Here is a 21,922-nt window from a genome sequence, read left to right on the forward strand (position 1 = left end):
GCGCCCGTAAAGAATTAGAGATGAACAAGCTAAAGCGTGTTCTACAGGAATGATTTTCCCTCGCGCACCTTGCGGCGCAGCAACGGGCTGGCGCGGTACCGGTCCTCGTGGTACTCGGCGTAGAGTTCGTCGAGGGTGGCCAGCACGGTAGCGGGGCCCAACTCGTCGGCCCAGGCCAGCAGGCCTTTGGGGTAGTTCACGCCCTTGGTCATGGCCAGCTCCAGGTCAGCGGCCGAGGCCACGTTCAGGGCCAGCGCATCCACGGCTTCATTGATGAGCATGGCCACGATGCGGCTCACAACCTGGTGGCCCAGGGCTTCGTCATGGGTGGGCTCGGGGGCTACCGCATCGGCGGCATAATTATAGAAGCCCCGGCCCGATTTGCGGCCGTAGTAACCGGCCTCAAAAAGCCTCTTCTGGGTGAAGGAAGGTTTGAAGCGCGGGTCGTAGAAGAAAGCGGTAAACACCGATTCCGTCACGCGGTAATTCACGTCGTGGCCAATGAAATCCATCAGCGCGAATGGTCCCATGCGGAAACCGGCCAGCTCGGTCATCGCCCAGTCGATGGTCGCCATGTCGGCAATGCCTTCTTCCATGATGCGAATGGCCTCGCCGTAGAACGGCCGCGCCACCCGGTTCACGATGAAGCCTGGCGTGTCCTGCGTCAGCACCGCCAGCTTGTTCCAGCTGACTACCAGCACTTTCATTTCCTCGGCCAGGCCGGCCCGCGTCTGCACGGCCGGAATCACCTCCACCAACTGCATAACCGGAGCCGGATTGAAGAAGTGAATGCCCACAAACCGCTCCGGCCGCTCACAGGCTGCCGCAATTGAAGTCAATGACAGCGACGAGGTATTGCTGGCTAGCACGCAATCGGCCGACACCACGCTTTCGAGCTTGCGGAAAAGCTGCTGCTTCACCCCCAAATCCTCCACAATGGCCTCGATAACCAGCTCACAATCTGCGAAGTCCTGCATATCAGCCGTAGCATGCAGACGGCCGGCGGCAGCTTCGGCGGCTTCGCTGGTCAGCTTGCCTTTAGCAGCCAGCTTGCGCAGACTATCCTGAATCCCGGAAACAGCCCGCTCCAGCGCGCCGGCATGCTGGTCGAGCAAACGCACGGTATGCCCGGCCGTGGCCACTACCTGCGCAATGCCCGCGCCCATGGCTCCGCAACCAATGATGCCGATGGTTTTCATTGGCCGGTGAAGGTGGGTTGGCGTTTTTCGAGGAAGGCGGCGACGCCCTCGCGGTAGTCGGTGGTGTTGCCGGCGCGGAGCTGGTAGTCACCCTCGGCGCGAAGCTGCTGGGCCACGTCATTGGCGAAGGTGCTGTTCAGCAGCTGCTTTGTGAAGGCGAGGCCTTTAGTGGGCATGGCAGCCAGCTTGCGTACCAGCGCGGCCACGTCCTGGTCGAAGGTTTCGTCGGCGAAGGCTTTGTAAATCATGCCCATCTGCACGGCTTCGGCGGCGCTCACTTTGTCGCCGGTCATCATCAGGGCGCTGGCCCGCTGCATCCCGATGAGGCGTGGCAGGAAGTACGTCCCGCCGCTGTCGGGAATCAATCCAATCTTGCTGAATGCCTGAATAAAAGAAGCTGATTCCTTGGCTACCACAATGTCGCAGGCCAGAGCAATGTTGGCCCCCGCGCCGGCTGCTACGCCATTCACGGCTGCCACCACCGGCTTGTCCAACTCCCGAATCAAGAGGATAATCGGGTTGTAATGCTGCTCCACAATGTCAGCCACTTCCGGGCTGTCAGGCCCAGTAATTTCGGCCAAATCCTGCCCCGCGCAAAAGGCCCGCCCGGTGCCAGTGATGAGCACGGCGCGCACCGAGGCATCGGCCTGGCAGTCGCGCAGATGCTGCTGAAACGCCAGCGCCAGCGGCTTATTTATGCTATTGAACACCTCGGGCCGGTTGAGGCGGATGGTGGCGACGCCGTTTTCCAGCGAAAAAATCAGGGGGTCGTTTTCGGACATAAATTGGGTAAGTAGCGCGAATTTTTAGTGCGCGTGTCAGGACGATTTTAACGGCGCAGGGAAGCGAACTGTAAAGTTCGCACTACACTCAACTATGGCATTTGAAGTAGTCGAACGGCTCGCGGCAGTCGTCGCACTGGTACAGCGCCTTGCACGCCGTGGAGCCAAACTGGCTAACCAGATGCGTATGCTCCGACTTGCAGAGCGGGCAGCGCACGGCTGTTTCCTTACCGAATAAATTGAGGACGTGGCCGCTGGCCGTCCCGTCAATCGGCGGGGCAATGCCGTAGGCTTCCAGCTTCTCGCGGCCGGCTTTGGTCATCCAATCAGTAGTCCAGGCCGGGCTTAGCTGGTTGTTGATTGTAAGCTTAGTATAACCTTCGGCCAGCAGCCGCAGCCGGATGTCGGTGGCAATGGTATTCATGGCCGGGCAGCCCGAATAGGTGGGCGTGATGGTCACGGTAATCTGTTCGCCCTCCACGCGCACGGCCCGCACGATACCCAGGTCCAGAATGCTGAGCACCGGCACTTCGGGGTCGGTCACTTCCTCCAGCAACTGCCAGATGTGGGCTTCGATGGGGGGCGCAGGCGCTACCATGTCAGGCCCGGAAAGGTGCGCTGCATATACTGCAGCTCGGTCAGAATGTATCCCAGATGCTCGGTGTGACGACCATCTTTGCCACCCGTGAGCATGAACACCTGTTGCGGAATAGCAAGCGTAGCTTCGGCCATCACGCGTTCGGCGTGAGCCGTCATGCTGGCCTGAATGTCGGCATAATCCGGAATCAGGCCAGCCATTTGCAGCGCTTTTTCCAACGCCGTAGGCGTTGTCAGCTCGCCCGAAAAGCGCCACAGCTCCGCGATGGATTTCTTCACGCGCCGGCGGCTTTCCTCGGTGCCGTCGCCCAGCCGGATTATCCACTCCGAGCTCCACTTCAAATGGTAAGTGGCTTCCTTCAAAGACTTTTCGGCAATGGCCGCCATCCGCTCGTCGGCATTGGTCAGCAGCTGTTTGAGGAAGTGATAATGGAAGTTATCGAACAGGAACTGCCGCACCACGGTATCGGCAAAGTCGCCGTTGGGCTGCTCCACCAGCAGGGGATTGCGGTATTCTGTGGCGCTGCGCAGATAGGCTAGGTCGTCCTCGGTGCGCCCCTGCCCTTCCAGTTCGGCGGCATATTGGTAGAGGCTGCGGGTTTCGCCCAGCAAATCCAGCGCAATGTTGGCCATGGCCAAATCCTGCTCCAGAATCGGCCCGTGCCCGCACCATTCGCTTAGCCGGTGGCCCAATATCAAGCTGGTATCGGCCAACTGCAGCACAAACTGGAACAACTGCTGCCGCACTGCCGGCGCATACGTGGCCAAAGCCGGGTTTTCAGAAGGAGCAAACTGCATATCACCCTGCATTACATGTGTTTAATAGAATCCGGCACCTGATAAAAAGTAGGGTGCCGGTACACTTTATCATTCGCCGGGTCGAAGAAGGCCTCCGCATCGTCCGGGTTGGAAGCATGGACATGCTTCGACTCCACCACCCAGATGCTGATGCCCTCCTGCCGGCGCGTATACACATCGCGGGCATTCTGCATGGCCATTGGGGCATCGGCCGCGTGCAGGCTGCCAACGTGCTTGTGGTCAAGCCCCTGCTTGCTGCGGATAAAGACCTCCCACAGAGGCCATTCGGACTGAGTCATCTTAATTGGTTTTCTGTCTGAACGTCATGCTGAGCTTGCCGAAGCATATCGCGTGCTCAACTAATCAATGCTATTGCAACGAAGCGTTAGAGATGCTTCGGCAAGCTCAGCATGACGTTCTATTTCGTCATTTCACCTCAGCACTAGGCCGCTACCAGCTCGCGCTCAGCGCGCTTGGTCGCGTGAGCCATGGCGGCTTCGCGCACCCAGGCACCTTCTTCGTGCGCTTTCACGCGGGCTCCGAGGCGGTCGCGGTTGCACAGGCCGTTGCCCTTCACCACGGCCCAGAACTCGTCCCAGTTCACGTCGCCAAAGTCGTAGGCCTGGCGGGCTTCGTTCCACTGCACCTTTTCGTCGGGTACGGTCAGGCCCAAAAACTCAGCCTGGGGCACCATCATGTCCACAAATTTCTGGCGCAGCTCGTCGTTAGTGAATCGTTTGATGCGCCAGTTCATGCTCTGCGCCGTGTTGGGCGAGTCTTCGTCTTTCGGGCCGAACATCATCAGCGTGGGCCACCACCAGCGGTTCAGGGCCTCCTGAGCCATTGCTTTCTGCTCGGGCGCGCCTTCGCACAGCGTCTGCATTATCTCAAAGCCCTGGCGCTGGTGGAAGCTCTCCTCCTTGCACACGCGCACCATGGCCCGGGCATAGGGCCCATACGAAGTGCGGCACAGCGGCACCTGGTTCAGAATAGCCGCGCCATCAACCAGCCAGCCCACGCAGCCCATGTCGGCCCAACTCAGCGTGGGGTAGTTGAAGATGCTGGAATACTTGGCTTTGCCCGAGTGCAGGTCGGCCAGCATCTGGTCACGGGTGGTGCCCAGCGTTTCGGCAGCACTGTAGAGGTAGAGGCCGTGACCGGCCTCGTCCTGCACCTTGGACAGCAGAATGGACTTGCGCTTGAGCGAAGGTGCCCGCGTAATCCAATTGCCTTCCGGCAGCATTCCAACCAACTCCGAGTGAGCGTGTTGCGAAATCTGCCGAATCAGCGTTTTGCGGTAGGCATCGGGCATCCAGTCCTTTGGCTCGATGCGCACATCGGCGTCAATGCGGGCCTGAAACTGCTCTTCCTGGGTCATTTCTAACGTTTCCATGCGCTTTCAACAATGTTTAACTAACAATCGTTAGTTAAAAGTAAGAAATTTTATCAATTGCTACTGGTCGAAATCCACTGCCACGGTTTCGGTGGTGGGCCGGGCCTGGCAAGTCAGCACATAGCCTTTCGCCACTTCGGTATCCGATAACGAGTAGTTTACGTCCATTTCCACCTTTCCGGCCGTCACGCGGGCGCGGCAAGTGCTGCACATCCCATTTTTGCAGGAATAGGGCGCGTCTACGCCCGTTTCCAGCAGCGCATCCAGAATGGTATTGCCATAATACGACATCTCCAGCACGCGGGTGCTGCCGTCGAGCTGCACTGTCACGCGGCTGTGCTTGTCGTCCTCGCCCACGGGCGGCAGCTTGGGCTTAGCCGCGCCGCCCGCCCCGGCATTGGCCGAGCCAAACATCTCGAAATGAATCTTATCCGGCGCTACTCCGGCCTCCGTCAGGGCGGCGCGCACGCCATTTATCATGTCCTCCGGCCCGCAGATAAAGCACTCGTCAACCTGACTAGCCGGCACAATCTTCGCCAGAAACTGCGTGGCCTTCGCCTGGTCGATGCGCCCGAATAACAGGTCCGACTCGCCCTGCTCCCGGCTCAGCACATGGTAGACGCTCAGTCGGTTCAGAAACCGGTTTTTCAGCCCTTCGATGCCTTCTTTAAAGATGATGGAGTTGCGCCCCCGGTTGCCGTACACCAGTGTCACCTGGCTGCCCGGCTCGGTCAGCAGCACCGTTTTGATGATGCTGAAAACCGGCGTAATGCCGCTGCCTGCCGCGAAAAACAGGTAGTTTTTGGCTTGCTCCGGGTGCAACGGCGTGTGGAAATGCCCGGCGGGCGGCATCACGTCCAGTTCCTCGCCCACCCGCAAAGCATCCACGGCCAGCGACGAAAACCGTCCCTGCGGCACCTTCTTGATAGCCACCTGCCACTCGCCTTCCAGCGGGCTGCTGCAAATGGAGTACGACCGCCGCAATTCCTCGCCGCCGTGCTCGCGCCGAAACGTCAGATACTGCCCCTGCGTGAAGGCAAACGTCTCCCGCAGCTCCGCCGGAACGTCCAGCGATACCACGACGCTATCCGGGGTTTCCCGCTGAATGCGCTTGATTTTAACTTTATGGAAACGGCTCATTTTTAGTTCTTTGCCAGGCCATTCAGTAGAATGGCCATGATGTCTTCCTCCAACTCCTGCGCCGTGACGCCCCGGCCCGGCCGGTACCACAGCTCCACCCACCGCACCGCCGACAAGATGGTGAAGAGCGCCACCGAGGCATTGACGGGCCGAAACTCGCCAGCCGCGATGCCGCTTTCAATCAGTGCCGCGAAGCCCTTCTCGTACTGCTTGCGAGCAGCCTTGAACTGCTCCAGCTTATTATCCGTCAGATATTTCCAGTCGTTATTAGCCACCGACACGGCCGCGCCGTCTTCCAGCATCAGGTTGATGTGTCGGCGTAGCAGCTCCTTTAGCTTGTCCCCGTTCGAGCCGGGCATCCGCTCTACCTCGGCCAGCTGCGCGATGTACGTATTGGATACGTGAAAGCACAGATGCTCCAGAATCTCGTCTTTCGACTTGATGTGGTTGTACATACTGGCCGCTTCCATGCCCACCTCGCCCGCCAAATCGCGCATCGACGTACCGCCAAAGCCCTTCAGCTTGAATAGCTTAGCTGCTTCATCCAGGATAATCTGGCGCTTGTTCACTTTCTTGCTCATGCGCTGGGCAGGCAGGTGCCACTAATGCACACGAACATGGCAGTCCCGCTGCAACACAGCGCAAATTGCTCAATATCAGAATTGAAAAGCATGGAAAGAGCAGGAGACGGTGGGAATCAGGTGGCGCAAAGGTACAGCAGCCTGATAAACTAACAAATGTTCGTTATTAGTCACCCCCGGTTTCGTTAACTTCTGAGTGTGCAACGGCTTAATTATTGGCCGCAACGCTGCCTGCATACCTGGTTACCAACCATTTTATTCAGACTGACGCCAAATCTAAATCAAATTAGCGTAATTTATTAAACTCATTATCAACTTGGTGAGTAAACACTTACAGATAGTGAGCTAACACTCATTTCACAACTAAAAATCTTCTTTACCTTTGTCGTGCTGCTAAACAACATCTCACCCGTTTGCCAGGCAGCCAAATTCCCACGTTCTGTTTAACCAGATGAACTCCCACCCCGTCTGGAAACATTTGCTGAAAATGACGTTGCCTTCGCGCTAGAAGGTTCCAACAACGCGTTTATCAGCCTATTACAGCCGGCTAAGTCGAACTATTTCGATTTAGCCGGCTGTACCTTTTGGGGGTAATCTGAACAATAGACGCTTTAACCCGTGTAGCTGGCGTTACTTTACTAAAAGCACCGATTTTCCTGAGTCCAGAGCCATTGGTTCGGGCTTTCATCCTCTTCATCCGGTCTGGCCAATGACCAGTCATTCTAAAATCGAACAAACGGCCCTGCAACTCTTCGGTGAGCGAGGGTACGACAATACCTCCACCCTGCTTATTGCGAAGAGTGCCGGGGTTTCCGAAGCTCTGTTGTTCAAATACTTTTTGAGCAAAGAAAAGCTGTTTGAATACCTGATTAAGCAGGGTTTCCAGCGCATTGTGGAAGCCAACCGGGGCATCCTTGCGGAGAAGGACCCGCGGGCGCTGATTGAGAAAACCATCGACCTGCCCTACAAGCTGGTGCATGACGAACCCGATTTCTGGAAAGTACAGGACAAGGAATTTAGCAAACCGCTGGTACAGAAGTATTTCCAGCGCTTCATGAGTCCCATCGACAGCCTTTTGAAGCAAGCCTTTATCCAACTGGGTACCGATGAGCCGGAAATGATGACGTTGCGGCTGCTACTGCTTATCCAAAGCCTGTGGCGCAACCTGTTGTATGAGCACGACGAAAGCCTGCTGCGCGTGGGCGAACACCTCAAAAAGACGTATGTGCAGGGATTGCCGCTCCCTAAATAATGGGGGGCGATAAAAAACAAAGCTTTCAATAACACTCCCGCAATTAACTGATTATTAGCATCTATTACACCAATAATTCTTGGTGCAATAGGTATCCGGTAGGACGGGTCAGGGTCGGATTCGGACCTTTTACATCTGCGGGTCCCAATTTTGCGTTGGTAAAAGTGCCGCCCGCTTTTCTTGCTCATGCCCCATCACGCCGTCCACCGCTTGTTGCGCCCGCTGTTGGTTTGGCGGGCACGCCACATCAGCGAGCGGATGTATATGCTCATTCTGAGCGTATTGGTGGGCGCAGGGGCTGGCCTGGCGGCGGTGCTGCTCAAAACTTCGGTGCATTGGGCCCAGGAAATGCTGCGCATGGGCATCTCGGAACCCAACCGGGTGTTTGCGCTTTCGGTGTACCCGGTCATCGGCATTGCGCTCACGGTGCTTTTCACCAAGCTGTTTCTGGGTGGGAATCTGGGGCGCGGCATTGGGCCAATCATCTACAACACCGCCCGTGAAGGCAGCGTGGTTCCGCGTTCCAAGCTCTACTCCCAGCTGGTCACGGCCTTTTTTACGGTTACGTTTGGCGGCTCGGCGGGTACTGAAGCTCCTATTTCGGTGACGGGCGCAGCATTGGGCTCCAACGCGGGCCGGGTGCTGCACCTGGACCGGCGGCGGCGGCGGCTGCTCACGGGTTGCGGAGCGGCGGCGGGCGTGGCGGCCATCTTCAACTCGCCCATCGCGGGGGTGCTGTTCGCGGTCGAAACCATTCTGCTGGAGTTGCCGGCGCAGTATTTCATTCCGCTGCTGATTTCGTCGGCCACGGCCACCGTTATTTCGAAAGCCCTGTATGCCGGGCAGCCGTTCGTGCTCATCACCACCAGCTGGCCGGTTGATGCGGTACCGTTTTACGTACTGCTGGGGCTATTTACGGCCTTTTTCTCGGTTTACATGATTCGGACCTATTATTGGTTCGACCGCTTTTTTGAGCGCTGGCCGGGGCTGGACTGGCGCAAAGTGCTAGGGGCGGGCATTACGTTGGGCGGGCTCATTTTCCTGTTCCCGACGCTCTATGGCGAGGGCTACAACACGGTGGAGCTGCTGCTGCGCGGCCATGCCGACAACATTACCGACGGCAGTATTTTCTCGGTTTATCAGGACAATAACCCATGGCTGCTGCTGGTGCTGGTACTGTTCAGCATGATGCTGAAGGTGGTGGCCACGAGCATTACGGTGGGCGGCGGCGGCAATGGTGGCATGTTTGGCTCCTCGCTGTTTTCGGGGGCACTGGCCGGGTTTTTCTTTGCCCGAATCATCAATCTGAGCGGGCTGGTGCATATTCCAGAGGTGCATTTTGTGGTGCTGGGCATGGCCGGCATGATGGCCGGCGTGATTCATGCGCCGCTCACGGCCATCTTCCTCATTGCCGAAATCACGGGGGGCTACGCCTTGTTTGTGCCGCTGATGGTGGTATCGAGCAGCTCCTACCTGATTACCAAATACTTCGAACCCTACTCCGTGTACACGCGCAAGCTCACGGCCAAAGGCGTGGACGTGTACGCCAACCGCGACCGCGGCCTGCTGGCCCAGCTGGACCCGCGCAAGCTTCTCGAAACCGATTTCATTCCCGTGCGGCCCAAAACGACGCTGGGCGAACTGGTGGAAATTTTTCGGCACTCCTCGCGCAACCTGTTTCCGGTGGTGGCGGCCGGGGGGCGGCTGCTGGGCGTGGTCAGCCTCGATTCGGTGCGCGATGCGCTCTTTGATGATGCCCACTATGCCACCACCAGCGTGCGGGAGCTAATGAAGCCCGCCCCGGCCGTGGTAGGTCCGAACGATGATTTGGAGCACACATTGAGCATGCTCGACCGCCACGGGGCCTGGGCGCTACCGGTATGCGAGGAGGACGGCCGCTACCTGGGCTTCATCCTGAAATCGGCCATTCTGGCGCGCTACCGTAAACAGCTTATCCAGGAGAGCGAAGCTTGACGCTGCGCTCAATGAGGAATTTACTTTTGTGCGATTGTTCATTTGCATCTCTCCGCCATTAATTCTTCATTCCTCATTCCTCATTTCCCATTAAGCGCAGCAATAATCGGTGGCGGCCCGGCGGGCCTGCTGGCGGCCCAGCGCTTGGCCGAGCGCGGCTGGAAGGTGCGGCTTTTTGAAGCGCAGGCTACCGTGGGCCGCAAGTTTCTGGTGGCCGGGCACGGCGGCTTCAACCTGAGTAATGCGGAAGATGCCGCGCCCTTCGCCGAGCGCTACGGAGCAGAAAGCAGCCGCTTCGGGACGTTGCTGCAACACTTTTCGGCCGCTGACTTGCGGGCCTGGGCGGCTGATTTAGGCATCGAAACCTTCGTGGGCACCAGCGGGCGCATCTTCCCGGTAGCGGCGCACAAGCCCGCCGATTTGCTCCGCGCCTGGCTGGGGCGGCTGCGCGAGCTGGGCGTTGAAATCAATACCCGCCACCGCTGGCTGGGCTTTGCGGGTGCCACCGGCCTGCGCCTGCGCGACGAAAGCACCGACGCGGGACGCGAGCTCATCATCGAACCCACCGCCACGGTATTGGCGCTGGGCGGCGCGAGTTGGGCCAAAACCGGCTCCGATGGCGCGTGGGTGCCGCTGCTACAGGAGATTGGCGTGTCGCTGGCACCTTTCGCGCCGGCCAACTGCGGCGCGGAAGTAGCGTGGTCGGCCTTCTTCCGGGAAAAAGTGGGCCGGGCTCCGCTCAAAAATATTGCCCTGCGCGTGAACGATGGCCCGGCCGTACGCGGCGAGCTTATGCTCACCGACTATGGCGTGGAAGGCACGCCGGTATACGCCCTCACCCCGCAGGTGCGAGCGGCGCTGGCGGCGGGCGGCCCGGCCGTATTGCACCTCAACCTAAAGCCCGACCTACCCCCGGCCGCGCTCCGCCAGAAACTCCGGCAGCCGCGCGGCAAGGCCTCTTTCCCTGAGTTTCTGAAAAAAGCCCTGCACCTAGGGCCGCCCGTCCCCACGCTGCTGCGCGAGGTAGTACCCGAGGCGGCCCTGAATCCGGAAGCGCTGGCTGCGCTGCTCACGGCCCTGCCGCTGCCCGTATCGGGCCTGCGGCCGCTGGATGAAGCCATTTCCACGGCGGGCGGCATTGCCTTCGCGGCCGTGGATGAGCACCTGATGCTGCGGCAGCGGCCCGGCACTTTTGTGGCCGGCGAGATGCTGGACTGGGAAGCGCCTACCGGCGGCTACCTATTACAGGGCTGTTTTAGTACGGGGGCGTGGGTGGCGCGGGCCATTAGCGAAGGCTGGCTTTCAGGCGACTGTTAGCACGATGTAGCGACGCATCTTTGCGTCTCGTCGTTGAACGGAATCACCCTAACGCACCCCTACGACAAGACGCAAGTATGCGTCGCTACAGCAGGTGGCCACTACTGTAAATACCTTTTACAGCTTTGTTCTGATTTTGGCCTTTTCCTCCGCTTCGCGCAGGATTTCGCGGGCTTCGCCGAGCAGGCGGCGGCCGGGATTCAGCTCGTCGCGGGCAATTAGGGCAAAGAGCAGGAAGAACGACACCAGCGGCAGCAGCCAACCCAGCGCAAACCACAGCCAGAACGACCGACCACGACTATCGGCGCAATAACCGGTCAGAATCGGAATAAAAGATATGGCTATCACCACCACGAAAAGCATGTCGATGAAAGGCATAGGCTTGCGAGGATGGAGAGGTGAGGGCTAGGCGGCTACCACGGGCGGCGTGCTACCGAAGATACGACTTTCGTAGAACTCCTTGAAGCACTTAGGCAGGAAATTTGTTTCGGCCGACCCCTATCCGTCTTTTTTTTGCGTAGTTCGGGGCGAAGCCGGGTCCGCGACGGGACCCGACCGTTCTGTATTTGCCCATGTGGGAACACCAAAGTCTGTTTCGCGTTTCTGCCCAACTCTTTGCCGAGGGGGTTTTCAATCTCCTCGACCGCAGCCTGCGGCCCGAGGTTTTCCTGTTAGGCTTCGCCTCGGCGAAGGAAGGCGACGAGCCCGACGCCGTGGTGCTGGAACCTACTTCGGTGCGCTACTCGCCATCTGATTTCCGCGAAATAAAACTTAAAGCCACGGCCCTCGAAGCCGACAAAGGCCCCCAGGGCTCCGTGTACCACCTGCATCCCAACGACCACGACCGGTTCGAGAAGCAGCACTGGTACGAACTGCTGTGCCAGGCCACCGAAACCACCCTGCAAAGCCTTAACACCAGCCGCCACGAGAGCCGCCGCTCGTTCTGCTCCACGCCGGTGAGCTTGCAGGGCTACCTCGTGACGGTGGTGCTCCAGCTTTCGTCGGAGTGCTACGATAACTACTACGCCCTGCCCAAGCCCGGCGCGGGCCGTCCCGCCAACCTGCCCCACGCGGCCGTGCTGGAGTTTATGCACGACTGCACCCGCGCACTGCGCGAAGCCGACACCGCCGATAACGACCAGCCCGTCCTCGACCGCGACTACAACGAAGTCCTCCGCTCGGCCGGCCGCCGGCTGATGCTGCGCGTGGCCCCCGCCGGCACCCACGGCCTGTACGATGCCTGCAACGGCGTGGCCGCCCTGCGCCACGAGGGCGACGAGGGCATTGGCACCATGCTGGTGAGCCGCCGCCAGCACCCGGCCGTGGTGCCCGTGCTCACCTTGGAAACGCCCGTGCCCATGCGTGACCACCGCTCCATCCGCAAGCTGCTGGAGCTAAGTGAGGGCCATACCGCCCTGATTTCAGATGCCTCGCACGTCTTCGGCCTGGGCCAGCTCGTGCCCGAGTCCGACTCGCAGTTTGAGCCGCTCGTGACGGTGCATTTCACCAACCACTACAGCTGGGAGGTGAGCCACGCCGGCCACGTCCTCATGCGCGTGGTGAGCAACACGCCCCGCCTGCCCCAGGGCCAGGTAGCGGCCGATAACTTCGCCCGCATCGTCCGCATCGTGTTTCCCGCGCTGGACCGCGACAGCATCGGCTACCTCTGGGACCTAGCCCAGCAGGCCACCAGCCAGCCCAATGGCACCATCCTGGTCATCACCACTGGGGCGGCCAACGAGGCCAAGCGCCTCACTCGCCAAAGCTTCCGCGTGGTGCCGCGCATCATGACGCCCTCCGTGCTGCGCCTCGTCACCAACATCGACGGGGCCGTGCTCATCGAGCCCAATGCCATGTGCCACGCCATCGGCGTAATCCTCGACGGCCTAGCCACCGAAAAAGGCGACTCCTCCCGCGGCTCCCGCTACAACGGGGCCCTGCGCTACGTGCATAGCAGCAAGTACCCCGTGCTGGCCGTGGTGGTGAGCGAGGACGGGTGGATTGACTTGCTGCCGAGCTAGAACGTCACTCCCCTGCTCAGATGAGGAGGGGACGATTGCGCGAAGCGCAAGCTGGGGTGGTTGAAGTCGTTGAACGATACCCGAACTTATCGCCCGGCGATGCTTGCACGCCTCGTTCAACGCCACCCTCCGGTGGCACCACTCCAGTTGCTGCTGGCGCAGCAACGTTCCCTCCTTGGTAAGGAGGGGAATGTGGTTCTACCCGTTCACCGAGCCCATCATCGCCGCCGGGTACCGCAGGCCGGCCGCCGCCTTGCCCTTCGGCGCAATCTCGTCGAGCTGCGCCAGTTCGTCCTTGGTCAGTTCCACTTCCAGCGCGCCCAGATTCTCCTCCAGGTATTTCACGCGCTTAGTGCCGGGGATGGGCACAATTTCCTCGCCCTGGGCCAGCACCCAGGCCAGGGCCAGCTGGCTGGCGGTGCAGTGCTTTTGCTTGGCCAAGTCATTGATGCGGGCCACCAAATCGAGGTTTTTCTGGAAGTTCTCGCCCTGGAAGCGGGGCGTATGGCGCCGGTAGTCGTCCTCGGCCAGGTCCTCGAAGCGCTTAATCTGGCCCGTGAGGAAGCCCCGGCCCAGCGGCGAATACGGCACGAAGCCCACGCCCAGCTCGCGCATAGTGGGCAGAATCTCGTCCTCCGGCTCGCGGCTCCAAAGCGAATACTCGGTTTGCAGCGCCGCGATGGGATGCACGGCCACGGCCCGGCGCACGGTGGCCGGCGCGGCCTCGCTCAGGCCCAGGAAGCGCACTTTGCCCTCCTCCACCAAGCGGCTCATGGCCCCCACAGTTTCCTCGATGGGCGTAGCAGGGTCCACGCGGTGCTGGTAATATAGGTCTATGTGGTCGGTACCGAGGCGCTTGAGGCTGGCTTCACAAGCCGATTTCACGTACTCGGGCCGGCCGTTGATGCCGCGCCGGGTGGGGTCGTTGGGGTCGCGCTCGATGCCGAATTTGGTGGCCAGAATCACGCGGTCGCGCTTGCCCTTGAAGGCGCGGCCCACCAGTTCCTCATTTTTGAAGGGGCCGTACATGTCGGCGGTGTCGAAGAACGTCACGCCCAGGTCCAGGGCGCGGTACAGGGTGCGGGTACTTTCGGCATCGTCTTGGCCGGCATAGAAGTCGGACATGCCCATGCAGCCCAGGCCCAGGGCCGATACAGTGAGGCCGGAGCGGCCCAGTTGGCGGGTTTTCATAAATCGAAAGAGTAGTTGAGTGGTTATGAACCGCAGACAATGCCCGGCAAGGCAATACGCGCCGGACAACCAAACCGGCTGACTCCGGCTTTTGATTTCGCGCTTTTTTCCTCGGTCCCGCCCCAGCTTCCCTCCCTGCCGCCACGATGTTCCCTGGTCCCGCCCGTGTGTTTCTCGCATACGCCACGGCCTTCCTCCCTTACGCCATGACGTTCCCCCCTCCCGCCCCGGCTTCCCTCTCTGCCGCCCCGGCCTTCCTCCCTCCCGCCACGGATTTCCTAATCCAAGATTCACTCAAATAAATCCAAGTATCACCATTCCAAACTCCCGCCTCACCGTTCCCTCATGGCCGCCGGCCGTACCTTTGACCCGTGAAAAGCTCCTTTAAAAATGCGCTCCGTGCCGCCGTAGTGGCCTCCGTGCCGGTAGTGGCCGCCTGCTCCTCCCCCAACAAGTCCATCAGCGAAAACGGCCCCGCCTCGCCCGCCAGCGCCGCCGAAATGGCCCTCATGGACCAGCACGACTCCCTGATGGCCCAAACCAGCCAGCTCTACGAGTTCAAGGCCAAGCTCTCGGGCTACCATTCTGAAGCCCCCGCGCCCTACATCCACGGCCTGCTGGCCGCCGATAAAGCCATGAGTAGCTGGATGCACCAGTACAAAGCCCCCGACACTACGGCCGCCCCCGCCACCCGCCTCGCCTACTTCCAGCAGCAGCGGCAGGTACTCGATGCCGTGCAGCGCCAGTACAAGGCCACGCTCGACTCGGCCACCCGCTTCACCACCGCGCACCCCGCCGCCGGCGACGTCCGGCCCATTTCCAAGTAACTCCCCATGTTCAACCGCCTGCTGTTGCTGCCCTTGCTGGCCGCCACCCTGCTCACCACCGCCTGCACCGAGCCGCCCAAAGAAGCCGCCAAACTGCCCATCATGGGCGAGCGCGACGTGCGCCCCCGCGCCGACGGCGGCCCCGCCGATACCGTATTTGCCACCGTGCCTCGGTTCCGCCTCGTGGACCAAGCCGGCCAGACCCTCACCAACCAGACCTTCGCCGGCCGCGCCTACATCGCCGATTTCTTCTTCGCCACCTGCCCCGGCATCTGCCCCAAAATGCAGGCCGAGCTGCTGAAGGTGTACGCCAAATACGGCCAGGACCCGCGCCTGAGCATCCTCTCGCACACCATCGACCCGGCCCACGACACCATCCCCGTCCTCAAAGACTACGCCCAGCGCCTGGGCATCACCGATGCCAGCCGCTGGCACTTCGCCACCACCGGCGCCCACGGCGAGCCCACCGCCAAAGACACCGTCTTCCAGCTGGCCAAAGCCTACTTCACCGCCGCCCAGCCCGACCAGCAGGCCCCCGGCGGCTTCGCCCACAACGGCACCTTCGCCCTCGTCGACGACCAGGGCCAAATTCGCGGCCTCTACGACAGCCTCAACCCCAAGGAAGTGCAGCGGCTCATCGACGAAATTCCGGTGCTGCTGGCCGAGATTGACAGCCGCAAAAAGGGCGTGGCCGGGAAGTAGAAGCAGGAATAAATAGAACATCATGCAGAGAGCAGCAAAGCATCTTGCCCGCTATCACTAATCCAGCCGATTGGATTGCGTTGCGCAGTAAAGATGCTTTGCTGCGCTCTGCATGACGTTCTTTTGTATTGTTCCTGACCGTACCATAACATGCCCTTCTGTCCCCTGCGCCTCCTACCCGGCCTCCTGCTCCTCCTGCTCCTCCCCGGCTGCTTCAGCAACAACCGCCACCAGGGCGAAAAGCTCTACGCCCAGCACTGCGCCAGCTGCCACGGCGACCAAGGCCAGGGCCTCGCCCGCCTCATCCCGCCCCTGGCCGGGGCCGACTACCTGACGGACCACCGCGCCGAGCTGGCCTGCCTGCTCCGCAACGGCCAGAACGAGGTTATCGTCGTCAACGGCATCGGCTACCACAACATCATGCCCAGCAACAAGGGCCTGAGCCCCGCCCAACTCACCAACCTGCTCAACTACATCGAAAGTCACTGGGGCAACGAGGGGGCTCCGCGCACCATCAATGACGTGCAGGCCCAGATTGACAAGTGCCATTGAGTGGGCGAACAAGAAGAAAAAGGAACGTCATGCTGAGCGCAGTCGAAGCATCTTTACCGCGCAACTAATTCTAATCGTAAGGGATGGTGTTGCGGTAGAGATGCTTCGGCTGCGCTCAGCATGACGGCCTTTTTAATCGTTCTGATGCCTTCCCTGCCCCCATTCCACCCTCTCAAAACCCATTTTTCGCCGTAGATTGCACTCCAATCCACCAGCAACACTGAATTCCCCATGGGCCTGTTCGACTTCCTCAAAAACAAACCCGGCGACGAAACGCCGGCCACTCCTGCCGCTCCCGCCACCCCATCGGCCCCGGCCGAAAAGCCCGCTGGCGGCCCCCGCTACCAAGGGGCCAAATTCACAGCCCCGGTGGAGCCGGAGCCCGCCGTGCCCACCTTCCAGATGCCAGAGCCGGAGCCCTTCCCCTTCGAGCCTCAGAACGTACTGGAGCAGCTCCTGCTGCTGGCCGCCACCGATGAAAACGCCCGCCCCGCCTTCTATCAGGCCCTGTTGCAGGAAGAAATCCTGATGATTCTGGCTCCCTCCGAGAGCATCGCCACCGGCGAAGTCGTGCTTGCCGAAGGCCAGGAAATCCAGCTCCAGATTCTGAACGACGGCAAGCTGCCCATCTTCTCCTCGCCCGCCCGCCTCACCGATGGCGGCGTGGACAATGGCCTCGTGAGCTACGTCCGCATCCCCGGCCACGCCTTTTTCAACATGGTGCAGGGCCAGGACTGCGTGCTGAACCCCTTCTCGCCCGCCGGCAAGCTCCTGCCCAAGGATGAGCTCGCGGCCCTGCTCAACGGCCAGCTCACCGGCCCGCTCTCGCCCGCCGGCGGCGATGCCGAGGTGATGCTCAGCCAGCCCGCCGAAGCCCCCACCGCCGTAACCGACGCCATTGCCGCCTGGGCCGCCACCCAGCCCCACATCGAAGCCGCCTACGTGGCCCAGATGCAGCTGGCCAACAACCCCGATGTGCCCCGCCTGCTCCTCGCCTTCATCAGCAGCACCCCCGACCCCAGCTTCATGCAGGAGCTCGGCCCCGTGCTCGAAGGCAAAACCAACGTCTACCAGTTCGTCGATTTGATGCTGCTGGACATGAACTCGGAAGAGGGCGTGAACCCGTATTTCCGCACTATCGAGCCGTTTTATCAGAAATAAGCAGGACCATTAATGAGCCCCAACGGGGCAACATATCGGTGGTAACACTGATGTCTGCAGCTTTATAGAGCCCCAGCGGGGCGACATTCGTTGAACGAGTGCCGCCCCGCTGGGGCTTTGTTCATTATTTACGTTTCTTTTACTACCGATATGTCACCCCGCTGGGGCTTGATTTAATTTCCAAAACCAACTCCCGCCCTACCTTCCCCTTATGAAACTCGCCGTACTTCTACTACTCGCGCCCTTCGCCGCTCTCGCCCAAAAGCCCGCGCCACTCCTTCCGCCCGCCGACCCCGCCATTCAGAAGCTGGTCGATGACATCTCAGCCAAAAACCTCGAAGCCGACATTCGCAAGTTGGTGTCCTTCGGCACGCGCCATACCCTGAGCGACACGCAGAGCCCCACCCGCGGCATCGGCGCGGCCCGCAACTACGTGCGCGATGAGTTCCTGAAATACAGCAAAGCCGGCGGCGGCCGTATGACCGTCGAGATGGACACTTTCACCATCAAGCCGGATGGCAAGCGCATCAACAAGCCCGTTCTGATGGCCAACGTGCTGGCCACCCTGCCTGGCACCGACCCCACCGACACGCGCATCATCCTCGTGAGCGGCCACATCGACTCCCGCGTTTCGGACGTGATGAACGCCACCGCCGACGCCCCCGGGGCCAACGACGACGGCTCCGGCACCGTGCTGGTGATGGAGTTGGCCCGCGTGCTGGCCGGCCAGAAATTCCCCTGCACCCTCAAGTTCGTGGCCGTGCAGGGCGAAGAGCAGGGCCTCTACGGCTCGGGCCACCTCGCCGAGCGGGCCAAAAAAGAAGGCTGGAACCTGATTGCGATGCTCAACAACGACATCGTGGGCAACTCCCACGGCTTCGACCCCGAAATCAGCGATGCCACGCAGGTACGGGTGTTCAGCGAAGGCGTGCCGGCCAACGAAACGCCAGAGCAAGCCCGAACCCGCCGCCAGCTCAGCAGCGAGAACGACGCGCCCAGCCGCCAGTTGGCCCGCTACATTCAGCGCACCGCGCAACTCTACGGTCGCGGCCACAAAGTGGCCCTGGAGTACCGCCCCGACCGGTTCCTGCGCGGCGGCGACCACACGCCCTTCAACCAGCAGGGCTTCGCCGCCGTCCGCTTCACCGAGATGAATGAGGACTACACGCACCAGCACCAGGACCTGCGCACCGAAAAAACCCGCCCCTACGGCGACGTGACCGAAGGCGTGGATTTTGCCTACCTGCGCCGCAACGCTGGCATCAACCTCGCCACCATGGCTAGCCTGGCCCTGGCCCCCGCCGCCCCCGCCAAAGTCGAAGTCCTCACCGCCAACCTCACCAACCGCACCGAGCTGCGCTGGCAGGCCCCCACCGCCGGCCCCAAGCCCAGCGGCTACGTGGTGCTAGTGCGCGAAACCAGCGCCCCGCAGTGGCAGCAGCGCTTCCCTGTTGCGGGCCTCACGGCTGATTTTCCCATCAGCAAGGACAACTTCATTTTCGGCGTGGTGAGCGTGGACGCCGCCGGGCACGAGAGCGTGGCGGTACTGCCGGTGGTGGGGCGGTAGGTTTTAATAACAGCCATTTTTACTTGTCCGAATATGGAAAATGCTTTTTGCGCTACCATCATTCTATCATTAGGGCTTACATCTTGTAATTCGTCAACAGACCAAAAGAAAATAGAGATACTTGATAAGCCTCATGAGACAGAACAAGCATTGCAACGTGATTTAGCAGACAGTTCTAAACTAATAAAAATTGGAGGACAATTCTATAAAAACAGAGCGGGGCATTTATACGAAAGAACTTTTGCTCAACGTGACGCAGATGGCCCTGAGTCATTTTTTGAGTATTTCAATGGCAAAATACCGCAGAATATTGACCCTCTGACCTTCTGCGCACTTGATGGTTGGTACGCCAAAGACAAATGTTTTGCTTACTACTACCGACCAACAAGCGGAGGAATGCTATGTATCAAAATGGATAAGGCCGATGTCAAGACTTTCAAAATATTTCAAGGTCATTACCAGTATGCCGTCGATAAGAAGCACATGTTTAAGGATGGCGAAATTTTAGAAAATATGAAGCCCGGAAAGGCAAGAGTTATTACAGATAAAACAGGAGAAATCATTTCGGTTAAGTAATGTAATACATACTAACTCGTAGCGATACCCCCCCCAAACCCTCACCAACACCAACACACCATGTCGCTGACAATCATTCTCCTCATCATTGTAGCGCTTTTGCTTTCCGGTATTCGGGTGGCGCAGGAATACGAGCGGGCGCTGGTGTTTCGGCTGGGCCGGTTCACGGGGCTGCGCGGACCGGGCATCTACTGGATAATTCCGTTTCTGGAGCGCCAGCAGACCATTGACATCCGCACCAAAACCGTGGATTTGGAGCAGCAGGAAACCATTACTAAAGACAGCGTGACCATTAAGGTGAACGCCGTGCTGTGGTTTCGGGTGGTGAACCCGGCCGATGCCATTATCAAGGTGGCCAACTTCAACCAAGCAGTTTACCAGCTGTCGGTTACGGCGCTGCGTAATATCATCGGGCAGAACCAGCTGGATGAAGTGCTGCGCGAAAGGGCCCAAATCAACACCGCGCTGCTGGCCATCGTCGACGCGGCCACCGAGGCCTGGGGCGTAAAGATTGAGCTGGTCGAAATCAAGGACGTGGAAATCCCGGAGTCCATGCAGCGAGCCATGGCGCGGGAGGCGGAAGCCATTCGGGAGAAACGCGCCCGCATCATCAAGGCCGAGGCGGAGCTGGAGGCTTCGATAAAACTCACGCAGGGCGCACTGGAAATGGAGAAAAGCCCCATCGCCCTGGAGCTGCGCCGAATGCAGATGCTATCGGAAATCGGCATCGATAATAACACGACTACGGTGGTGCTTATTCCGTCGGAGTTCACCAACGCGGCGAAGAGTTTTTCGCAGATGGTGAGCCAGCAAGAAAAATAATAGCGGTTCCGGGCAACCGAAAGGGTGAATTTGTTCTCTATTTAGGGGACAAATTCACCCTTTTCACTTTTTTTTATGAACAAACAACTCCTTTCCTGCCTCGGCTTGTGCTTGCTGGGTTTCACCGCTCAGGCACAATGGGTTAGCCAACCCGTCGGTTTCGCGGCCGATATAGTGCCGTTTTACATTGATGCCGTGGATGCGAACACTGCCTGGACCGTGGGCACAGCCATTGGGTCCACCTATTTGCAGCCCCAGGTGGCACGCACCGTGAATGCCGGCCAGAATTGGACCGTAAGCAACCTGCCAATACAAGCCGGTGCGTCGGAGGATTTTACCGGGCTCTCGGCCATTAGTGCGTCCACGGCCTGGATTACGACGATTTTGAACAACAATGCGGGCGGGCGCATCCTGCGCACCACCGATGGCGGCCAGACGTGGACCATCCAAAACAACGCCGGCGTGTATGCCAGCGCCAGAAGCTACCCGGACTTCATTCACTTTTTCTCAGCTACCGAGGGTGTAACCGTGGGCGACCCGCTGCCCGGCTCCAGCCAAATGGAGATGTACCTCACGACCAACGGCGGCCTCACCTGGACGCCGATAACTACCAGCCCCGCTGCCCAGGTGGGAGAATTCCCGGAGCCCACCCCGCCGGCGGTGGTAGGTAACGACATCTGGTTTGTCAGCGTGAAGGGGCGAGTGTTTCACTCGCCGGACAAAGGCCTGACCTGGACCGTAGCCACGGCCGTCCCCAACCTGAATTCTAACGCCACTCTCGCCTTCCGCGATGCCCAGAACGGACTGCTGAGCACTTTGGACGACGCTGGAACCAACCACGGGCTTTACCGCACCACTGACGGCGGCACCACTTGGATACCGGTGACCTACGCCGGCCCACTACACGGGGCCGGCCTGAGCATAGTGCCGGGCACCAGCCAGTACGTATCGGCTGGCAGCGACCTGGCCAACGGCGACCAGGGCTCGTCTTTCTCGCGCGACAACGGCCAGACCTGGGTAGCCCTCGAAAGCACCATCAACCACATCACCACTGAGTTTGTGAGTCCCACGGTGGGCTGGTCAGCCGGCCTGCAGTTTAAGTCTACGGGCGTGACCGGAGTGGTGAACCGCTACAGCGGCACCGCCTTGGCCACCCGTACCGATGCCAGCCTGCAAGCCAGCCTCACGGTAGCGCCCAACCCGGCCCTGGGCGGGCGCTTCACTCTTCAAGCGGCCCGCACCACGGCCGGCCCCGCCACCGTGCGCGTGCTGGACGTGGCCGGCCGCCTGGTGCAGCAGCAAGCCTGGACCAGCGCCGCGCCCCTCGCCCTCGACTTGAGCCGCGAGCCCGCCGGTATCTACGTGCTCGAAGTGCAGGCCGCCAGCGGCACCGCCCGGCAAAAAGTGGTGGTGCAATAACCACCAGATGACACTGACCAAAAACGCCCCGTAGCTACTACGGGGCGTTTT

At 60.2% G+C, this 21,922-nt stretch carries 22 protein-coding genes; 12 read left to right on the plus strand and 10 right to left on the minus strand.

Annotated features, from left to right (window positions below; translation table 11 throughout):
• Nucleotides 1-41 precede the first annotated feature (41 nt).
• The 8 genes from ACVWYF_RS03105 to ACVWYF_RS03140 form a co-directional block, all read right to left on the minus strand.
• Nucleotides 42-1,199 (minus strand): 3-hydroxyacyl-CoA dehydrogenase NAD-binding domain-containing protein, encoded by a 1,158-nt coding sequence (locus ACVWYF_RS03105; protein WP_457064501.1) that lies wholly within the window; start codon nucleotides 1,197-1,199, stop codon nucleotides 42-44.
• Nucleotides 1,196-1,981 (minus strand): enoyl-CoA hydratase-related protein, encoded by a 786-nt coding sequence (locus tag ACVWYF_RS03110; protein ID WP_457064503.1) that lies wholly within the window; start codon nucleotides 1,979-1,981, stop codon nucleotides 1,196-1,198. The genes ACVWYF_RS03105 and ACVWYF_RS03110 overlap by 4 nt, the downstream gene beginning before the upstream one ends.
• Before the next feature lie 88 nt (nucleotides 1,982-2,069).
• Nucleotides 2,070-2,579, minus strand: coding sequence for a 1,2-phenylacetyl-CoA epoxidase subunit PaaD (paaD, locus tag ACVWYF_RS03115; protein ID WP_198070356.1), 510 nt, complete (start codon nucleotides 2,577-2,579; stop codon nucleotides 2,070-2,072).
• On the minus strand, nucleotides 2,573-3,376 hold the full coding sequence (paaC, locus tag ACVWYF_RS03120) for a 1,2-phenylacetyl-CoA epoxidase subunit PaaC (RefSeq protein WP_457064505.1): 804 nt from the start codon (nucleotides 3,374-3,376) through the stop codon (nucleotides 2,573-2,575). Before paaC ends, paaD begins: the two co-directional genes overlap by 7 nt.
• An 11-nt stretch (nucleotides 3,377-3,387) precedes the next feature.
• Nucleotides 3,388-3,675 (minus strand): 1,2-phenylacetyl-CoA epoxidase subunit PaaB, encoded by a 288-nt coding sequence (gene paaB / locus ACVWYF_RS03125; RefSeq protein ID WP_457064507.1) that lies wholly within the window; start codon nucleotides 3,673-3,675, stop codon nucleotides 3,388-3,390.
• A 143-nt stretch (nucleotides 3,676-3,818) separates the two neighbouring features.
• Nucleotides 3,819-4,769, minus strand: a complete 951-nt coding sequence (gene paaA, locus ACVWYF_RS03130) for a 1,2-phenylacetyl-CoA epoxidase subunit PaaA (protein ID WP_457064509.1) — start codon at nucleotides 4,767-4,769, stop codon at nucleotides 3,819-3,821.
• A gap of 60 nt (nucleotides 4,770-4,829) precedes the next feature.
• Complete coding sequence (gene paaE / locus ACVWYF_RS03135) at nucleotides 4,830-5,909, minus strand: 1,2-phenylacetyl-CoA epoxidase subunit PaaE (RefSeq protein WP_457064511.1); 1,080 nt, start codon at nucleotides 5,907-5,909, stop codon at nucleotides 4,830-4,832.
• Between the two features lie 2 nt (nucleotides 5,910-5,911).
• Nucleotides 5,912-6,490 carry a TetR/AcrR family transcriptional regulator gene (locus ACVWYF_RS03140; protein WP_457064513.1) on the minus strand — a complete coding sequence of 193 codons (579 nt, stop codon included), beginning with the start codon at nucleotides 6,488-6,490 and terminating at the stop codon, nucleotides 5,912-5,914.
• Between the two features lie 709 nt (nucleotides 6,491-7,199).
• Between ACVWYF_RS03140 and ACVWYF_RS03145 the strand changes: the two genes are divergently transcribed.
• The 3 genes from ACVWYF_RS03145 to ACVWYF_RS03155 all read left to right on the plus strand — a co-directional run bounded on the left by ACVWYF_RS03145 (nucleotide 7,200) and on the right by ACVWYF_RS03155 (nucleotide 11,033).
• Nucleotides 7,200-7,742 carry a TetR/AcrR family transcriptional regulator gene (locus ACVWYF_RS03145; RefSeq protein ID WP_457064515.1) on the plus strand — a complete coding sequence of 181 codons (543 nt, stop codon included), beginning with the start codon at nucleotides 7,200-7,202 and terminating at the stop codon, nucleotides 7,740-7,742.
• A gap of 186 nt (nucleotides 7,743-7,928) precedes the next feature.
• Complete coding sequence (locus tag ACVWYF_RS03150; protein WP_457064517.1) at nucleotides 7,929-9,716, plus strand: chloride channel protein; 1,788 nt, start codon at nucleotides 7,929-7,931, stop codon at nucleotides 9,714-9,716.
• A 42-nt stretch (nucleotides 9,717-9,758) separates the two neighbouring features.
• Nucleotides 9,759-11,033 (plus strand): NAD(P)/FAD-dependent oxidoreductase, encoded by a 1,275-nt coding sequence (locus tag ACVWYF_RS03155; RefSeq protein WP_457064519.1) that lies wholly within the window; start codon nucleotides 9,759-9,761, stop codon nucleotides 11,031-11,033.
• A gap of 117 nt (nucleotides 11,034-11,150) precedes the next feature.
• Here ACVWYF_RS03155 and ACVWYF_RS03160 read toward each other — a convergent pair whose 3' ends face one another.
• Nucleotides 11,151-11,411 (minus strand): hypothetical protein, encoded by a 261-nt coding sequence (locus ACVWYF_RS03160; RefSeq protein ID WP_457064521.1) that lies wholly within the window; start codon nucleotides 11,409-11,411, stop codon nucleotides 11,151-11,153.
• A gap of 194 nt (nucleotides 11,412-11,605) precedes the next feature.
• On the opposite strand from ACVWYF_RS03160, the gene ACVWYF_RS03165 reads away from it, so the two are divergent.
• Nucleotides 11,606-13,054, plus strand: coding sequence for a diadenylate cyclase (locus ACVWYF_RS03165; protein WP_457064523.1), 1,449 nt, complete (start codon nucleotides 11,606-11,608; stop codon nucleotides 13,052-13,054).
• 198 nt (nucleotides 13,055-13,252) lie between these two features.
• On the opposite strand, the gene ACVWYF_RS03170 is transcribed toward ACVWYF_RS03165, so the two are convergent.
• The gene (locus tag ACVWYF_RS03170) at nucleotides 13,253-14,245 is read right to left on the minus strand and encodes an aldo/keto reductase (RefSeq protein WP_457064525.1); all 993 of its coding nucleotides are present in this window, start codon (nucleotides 14,243-14,245) and stop codon (nucleotides 13,253-13,255) included.
• Between the two features lie 371 nt (nucleotides 14,246-14,616).
• On the opposite strand from ACVWYF_RS03170, the gene ACVWYF_RS03175 reads away from it, so the two are divergent.
• The 8 genes from ACVWYF_RS03175 to ACVWYF_RS03210 all read left to right on the plus strand — a co-directional run bounded on the left by ACVWYF_RS03175 (nucleotide 14,617) and on the right by ACVWYF_RS03210 (nucleotide 21,871).
• Nucleotides 14,617-15,072 carry a hypothetical protein gene (locus ACVWYF_RS03175; protein ID WP_457064527.1) on the plus strand — a complete coding sequence of 152 codons (456 nt, stop codon included), beginning with the start codon at nucleotides 14,617-14,619 and terminating at the stop codon, nucleotides 15,070-15,072.
• A gap of 6 nt (nucleotides 15,073-15,078) precedes the next feature.
• Nucleotides 15,079-15,774 (plus strand): SCO family protein, encoded by a 696-nt coding sequence (locus tag ACVWYF_RS03180; protein ID WP_457064529.1) that lies wholly within the window; start codon nucleotides 15,079-15,081, stop codon nucleotides 15,772-15,774.
• 150 nt (nucleotides 15,775-15,924) lie between these two features.
• Nucleotides 15,925-16,326: a c-type cytochrome gene (locus ACVWYF_RS03185; protein WP_457064531.1), complete on the plus strand. Its 402-nt coding sequence runs from the start codon at nucleotides 15,925-15,927 to the stop codon at nucleotides 16,324-16,326.
• Nucleotides 16,327-16,557: 231 nt separating this feature from the next.
• On the plus strand, nucleotides 16,558-17,487 hold the full coding sequence (locus tag ACVWYF_RS03190) for an enhanced serine sensitivity protein SseB C-terminal domain-containing protein (RefSeq protein WP_457064533.1): 930 nt from the start codon (nucleotides 16,558-16,560) through the stop codon (nucleotides 17,485-17,487).
• A gap of 211 nt (nucleotides 17,488-17,698) precedes the next feature.
• Nucleotides 17,699-19,054, plus strand: coding sequence for a M20/M25/M40 family metallo-hydrolase (locus ACVWYF_RS03195; protein ID WP_457064535.1), 1,356 nt, complete (start codon nucleotides 17,699-17,701; stop codon nucleotides 19,052-19,054).
• A 33-nt stretch (nucleotides 19,055-19,087) separates the two neighbouring features.
• Nucleotides 19,088-19,630, plus strand: coding sequence for a hypothetical protein (locus ACVWYF_RS03200; RefSeq protein ID WP_457064537.1), 543 nt, complete (start codon nucleotides 19,088-19,090; stop codon nucleotides 19,628-19,630).
• Nucleotides 19,631-19,690: 60 nt separating this feature from the next.
• Nucleotides 19,691-20,452, plus strand: a complete 762-nt coding sequence (locus ACVWYF_RS03205) for a slipin family protein (RefSeq protein ID WP_457064539.1) — start codon at nucleotides 19,691-19,693, stop codon at nucleotides 20,450-20,452.
• A gap of 75 nt (nucleotides 20,453-20,527) precedes the next feature.
• A complete protein-coding gene (locus tag ACVWYF_RS03210) occupies nucleotides 20,528-21,871 on the plus strand; it encodes a T9SS type A sorting domain-containing protein (RefSeq protein WP_457064541.1) in 1,344 nt (447 codons plus the stop codon).
• Nucleotides 21,872-21,922: the final 51 nt, after the last annotated feature.

It is taken from the genome of Hymenobacter sp. UYAg731, assembly GCF_054061335.1.

Excerpts from the sequence above, each read along its gene's own strand:
- ACVWYF_RS03105 (WP_457064501.1), bottom strand. The coding sequence starts at position 1,199 with ATGAAAACCATCGGCATCATTGGTTGCGGAGCCATGGGCGCGGGCATT.
- ACVWYF_RS03110 (WP_457064503.1), bottom strand. The coding sequence starts at position 1,981 with ATGTCCGAAAACGACCCCCTGATTTTTTCGCTGGAAAACGGCGTCGCC.
- paaD (WP_198070356.1), bottom strand. The coding sequence starts at position 2,579 with ATGGTAGCGCCTGCGCCCCCCATCGAAGCCCACATCTGGCAGTTGCTG.
- paaC (WP_457064505.1), bottom strand. The coding sequence starts at position 3,376 with ATGCAGTTTGCTCCTTCTGAAAACCCGGCTTTGGCCACGTATGCGCCG.
- paaB (WP_457064507.1), bottom strand. The coding sequence starts at position 3,675 with ATGACTCAGTCCGAATGGCCTCTGTGGGAGGTCTTTATCCGCAGCAAG.
- paaA (WP_457064509.1), bottom strand. The coding sequence starts at position 4,769 with ATGGAAACGTTAGAAATGACCCAGGAAGAGCAGTTTCAGGCCCGCATT.
- paaE (WP_457064511.1), bottom strand. The coding sequence starts at position 5,909 with ATGAGCCGTTTCCATAAAGTTAAAATCAAGCGCATTCAGCGGGAAACC.
- ACVWYF_RS03140 (WP_457064513.1), bottom strand. The coding sequence starts at position 6,490 with ATGAGCAAGAAAGTGAACAAGCGCCAGATTATCCTGGATGAAGCAGCT.
- ACVWYF_RS03145 (WP_457064515.1), top strand. The coding sequence starts at position 7,200 with ATGACCAGTCATTCTAAAATCGAACAAACGGCCCTGCAACTCTTCGGT.
- ACVWYF_RS03150 (WP_457064517.1), top strand. The coding sequence starts at position 7,929 with ATGCCCCATCACGCCGTCCACCGCTTGTTGCGCCCGCTGTTGGTTTGG.
- ACVWYF_RS03160 (WP_457064521.1), bottom strand. The coding sequence starts at position 11,411 with ATGCCTTTCATCGACATGCTTTTCGTGGTGGTGATAGCCATATCTTTT.
- ACVWYF_RS03165 (WP_457064523.1), top strand. The coding sequence starts at position 11,606 with ATGTGGGAACACCAAAGTCTGTTTCGCGTTTCTGCCCAACTCTTTGCC.
- ACVWYF_RS03170 (WP_457064525.1), bottom strand. The coding sequence starts at position 14,245 with ATGAAAACCCGCCAACTGGGCCGCTCCGGCCTCACTGTATCGGCCCTG.
- ACVWYF_RS03180 (WP_457064529.1), top strand. The coding sequence starts at position 15,079 with ATGTTCAACCGCCTGCTGTTGCTGCCCTTGCTGGCCGCCACCCTGCTC.
- ACVWYF_RS03185 (WP_457064531.1), top strand. The coding sequence starts at position 15,925 with ATGCCCTTCTGTCCCCTGCGCCTCCTACCCGGCCTCCTGCTCCTCCTG.
- ACVWYF_RS03190 (WP_457064533.1), top strand. The coding sequence starts at position 16,558 with ATGGGCCTGTTCGACTTCCTCAAAAACAAACCCGGCGACGAAACGCCG.
- ACVWYF_RS03195 (WP_457064535.1), top strand. The coding sequence starts at position 17,699 with ATGAAACTCGCCGTACTTCTACTACTCGCGCCCTTCGCCGCTCTCGCC.
- ACVWYF_RS03200 (WP_457064537.1), top strand. The coding sequence starts at position 19,088 with ATGGAAAATGCTTTTTGCGCTACCATCATTCTATCATTAGGGCTTACA.
- ACVWYF_RS03205 (WP_457064539.1), top strand. The coding sequence starts at position 19,691 with ATGTCGCTGACAATCATTCTCCTCATCATTGTAGCGCTTTTGCTTTCC.
- ACVWYF_RS03210 (WP_457064541.1), top strand. The coding sequence starts at position 20,528 with ATGAACAAACAACTCCTTTCCTGCCTCGGCTTGTGCTTGCTGGGTTTC.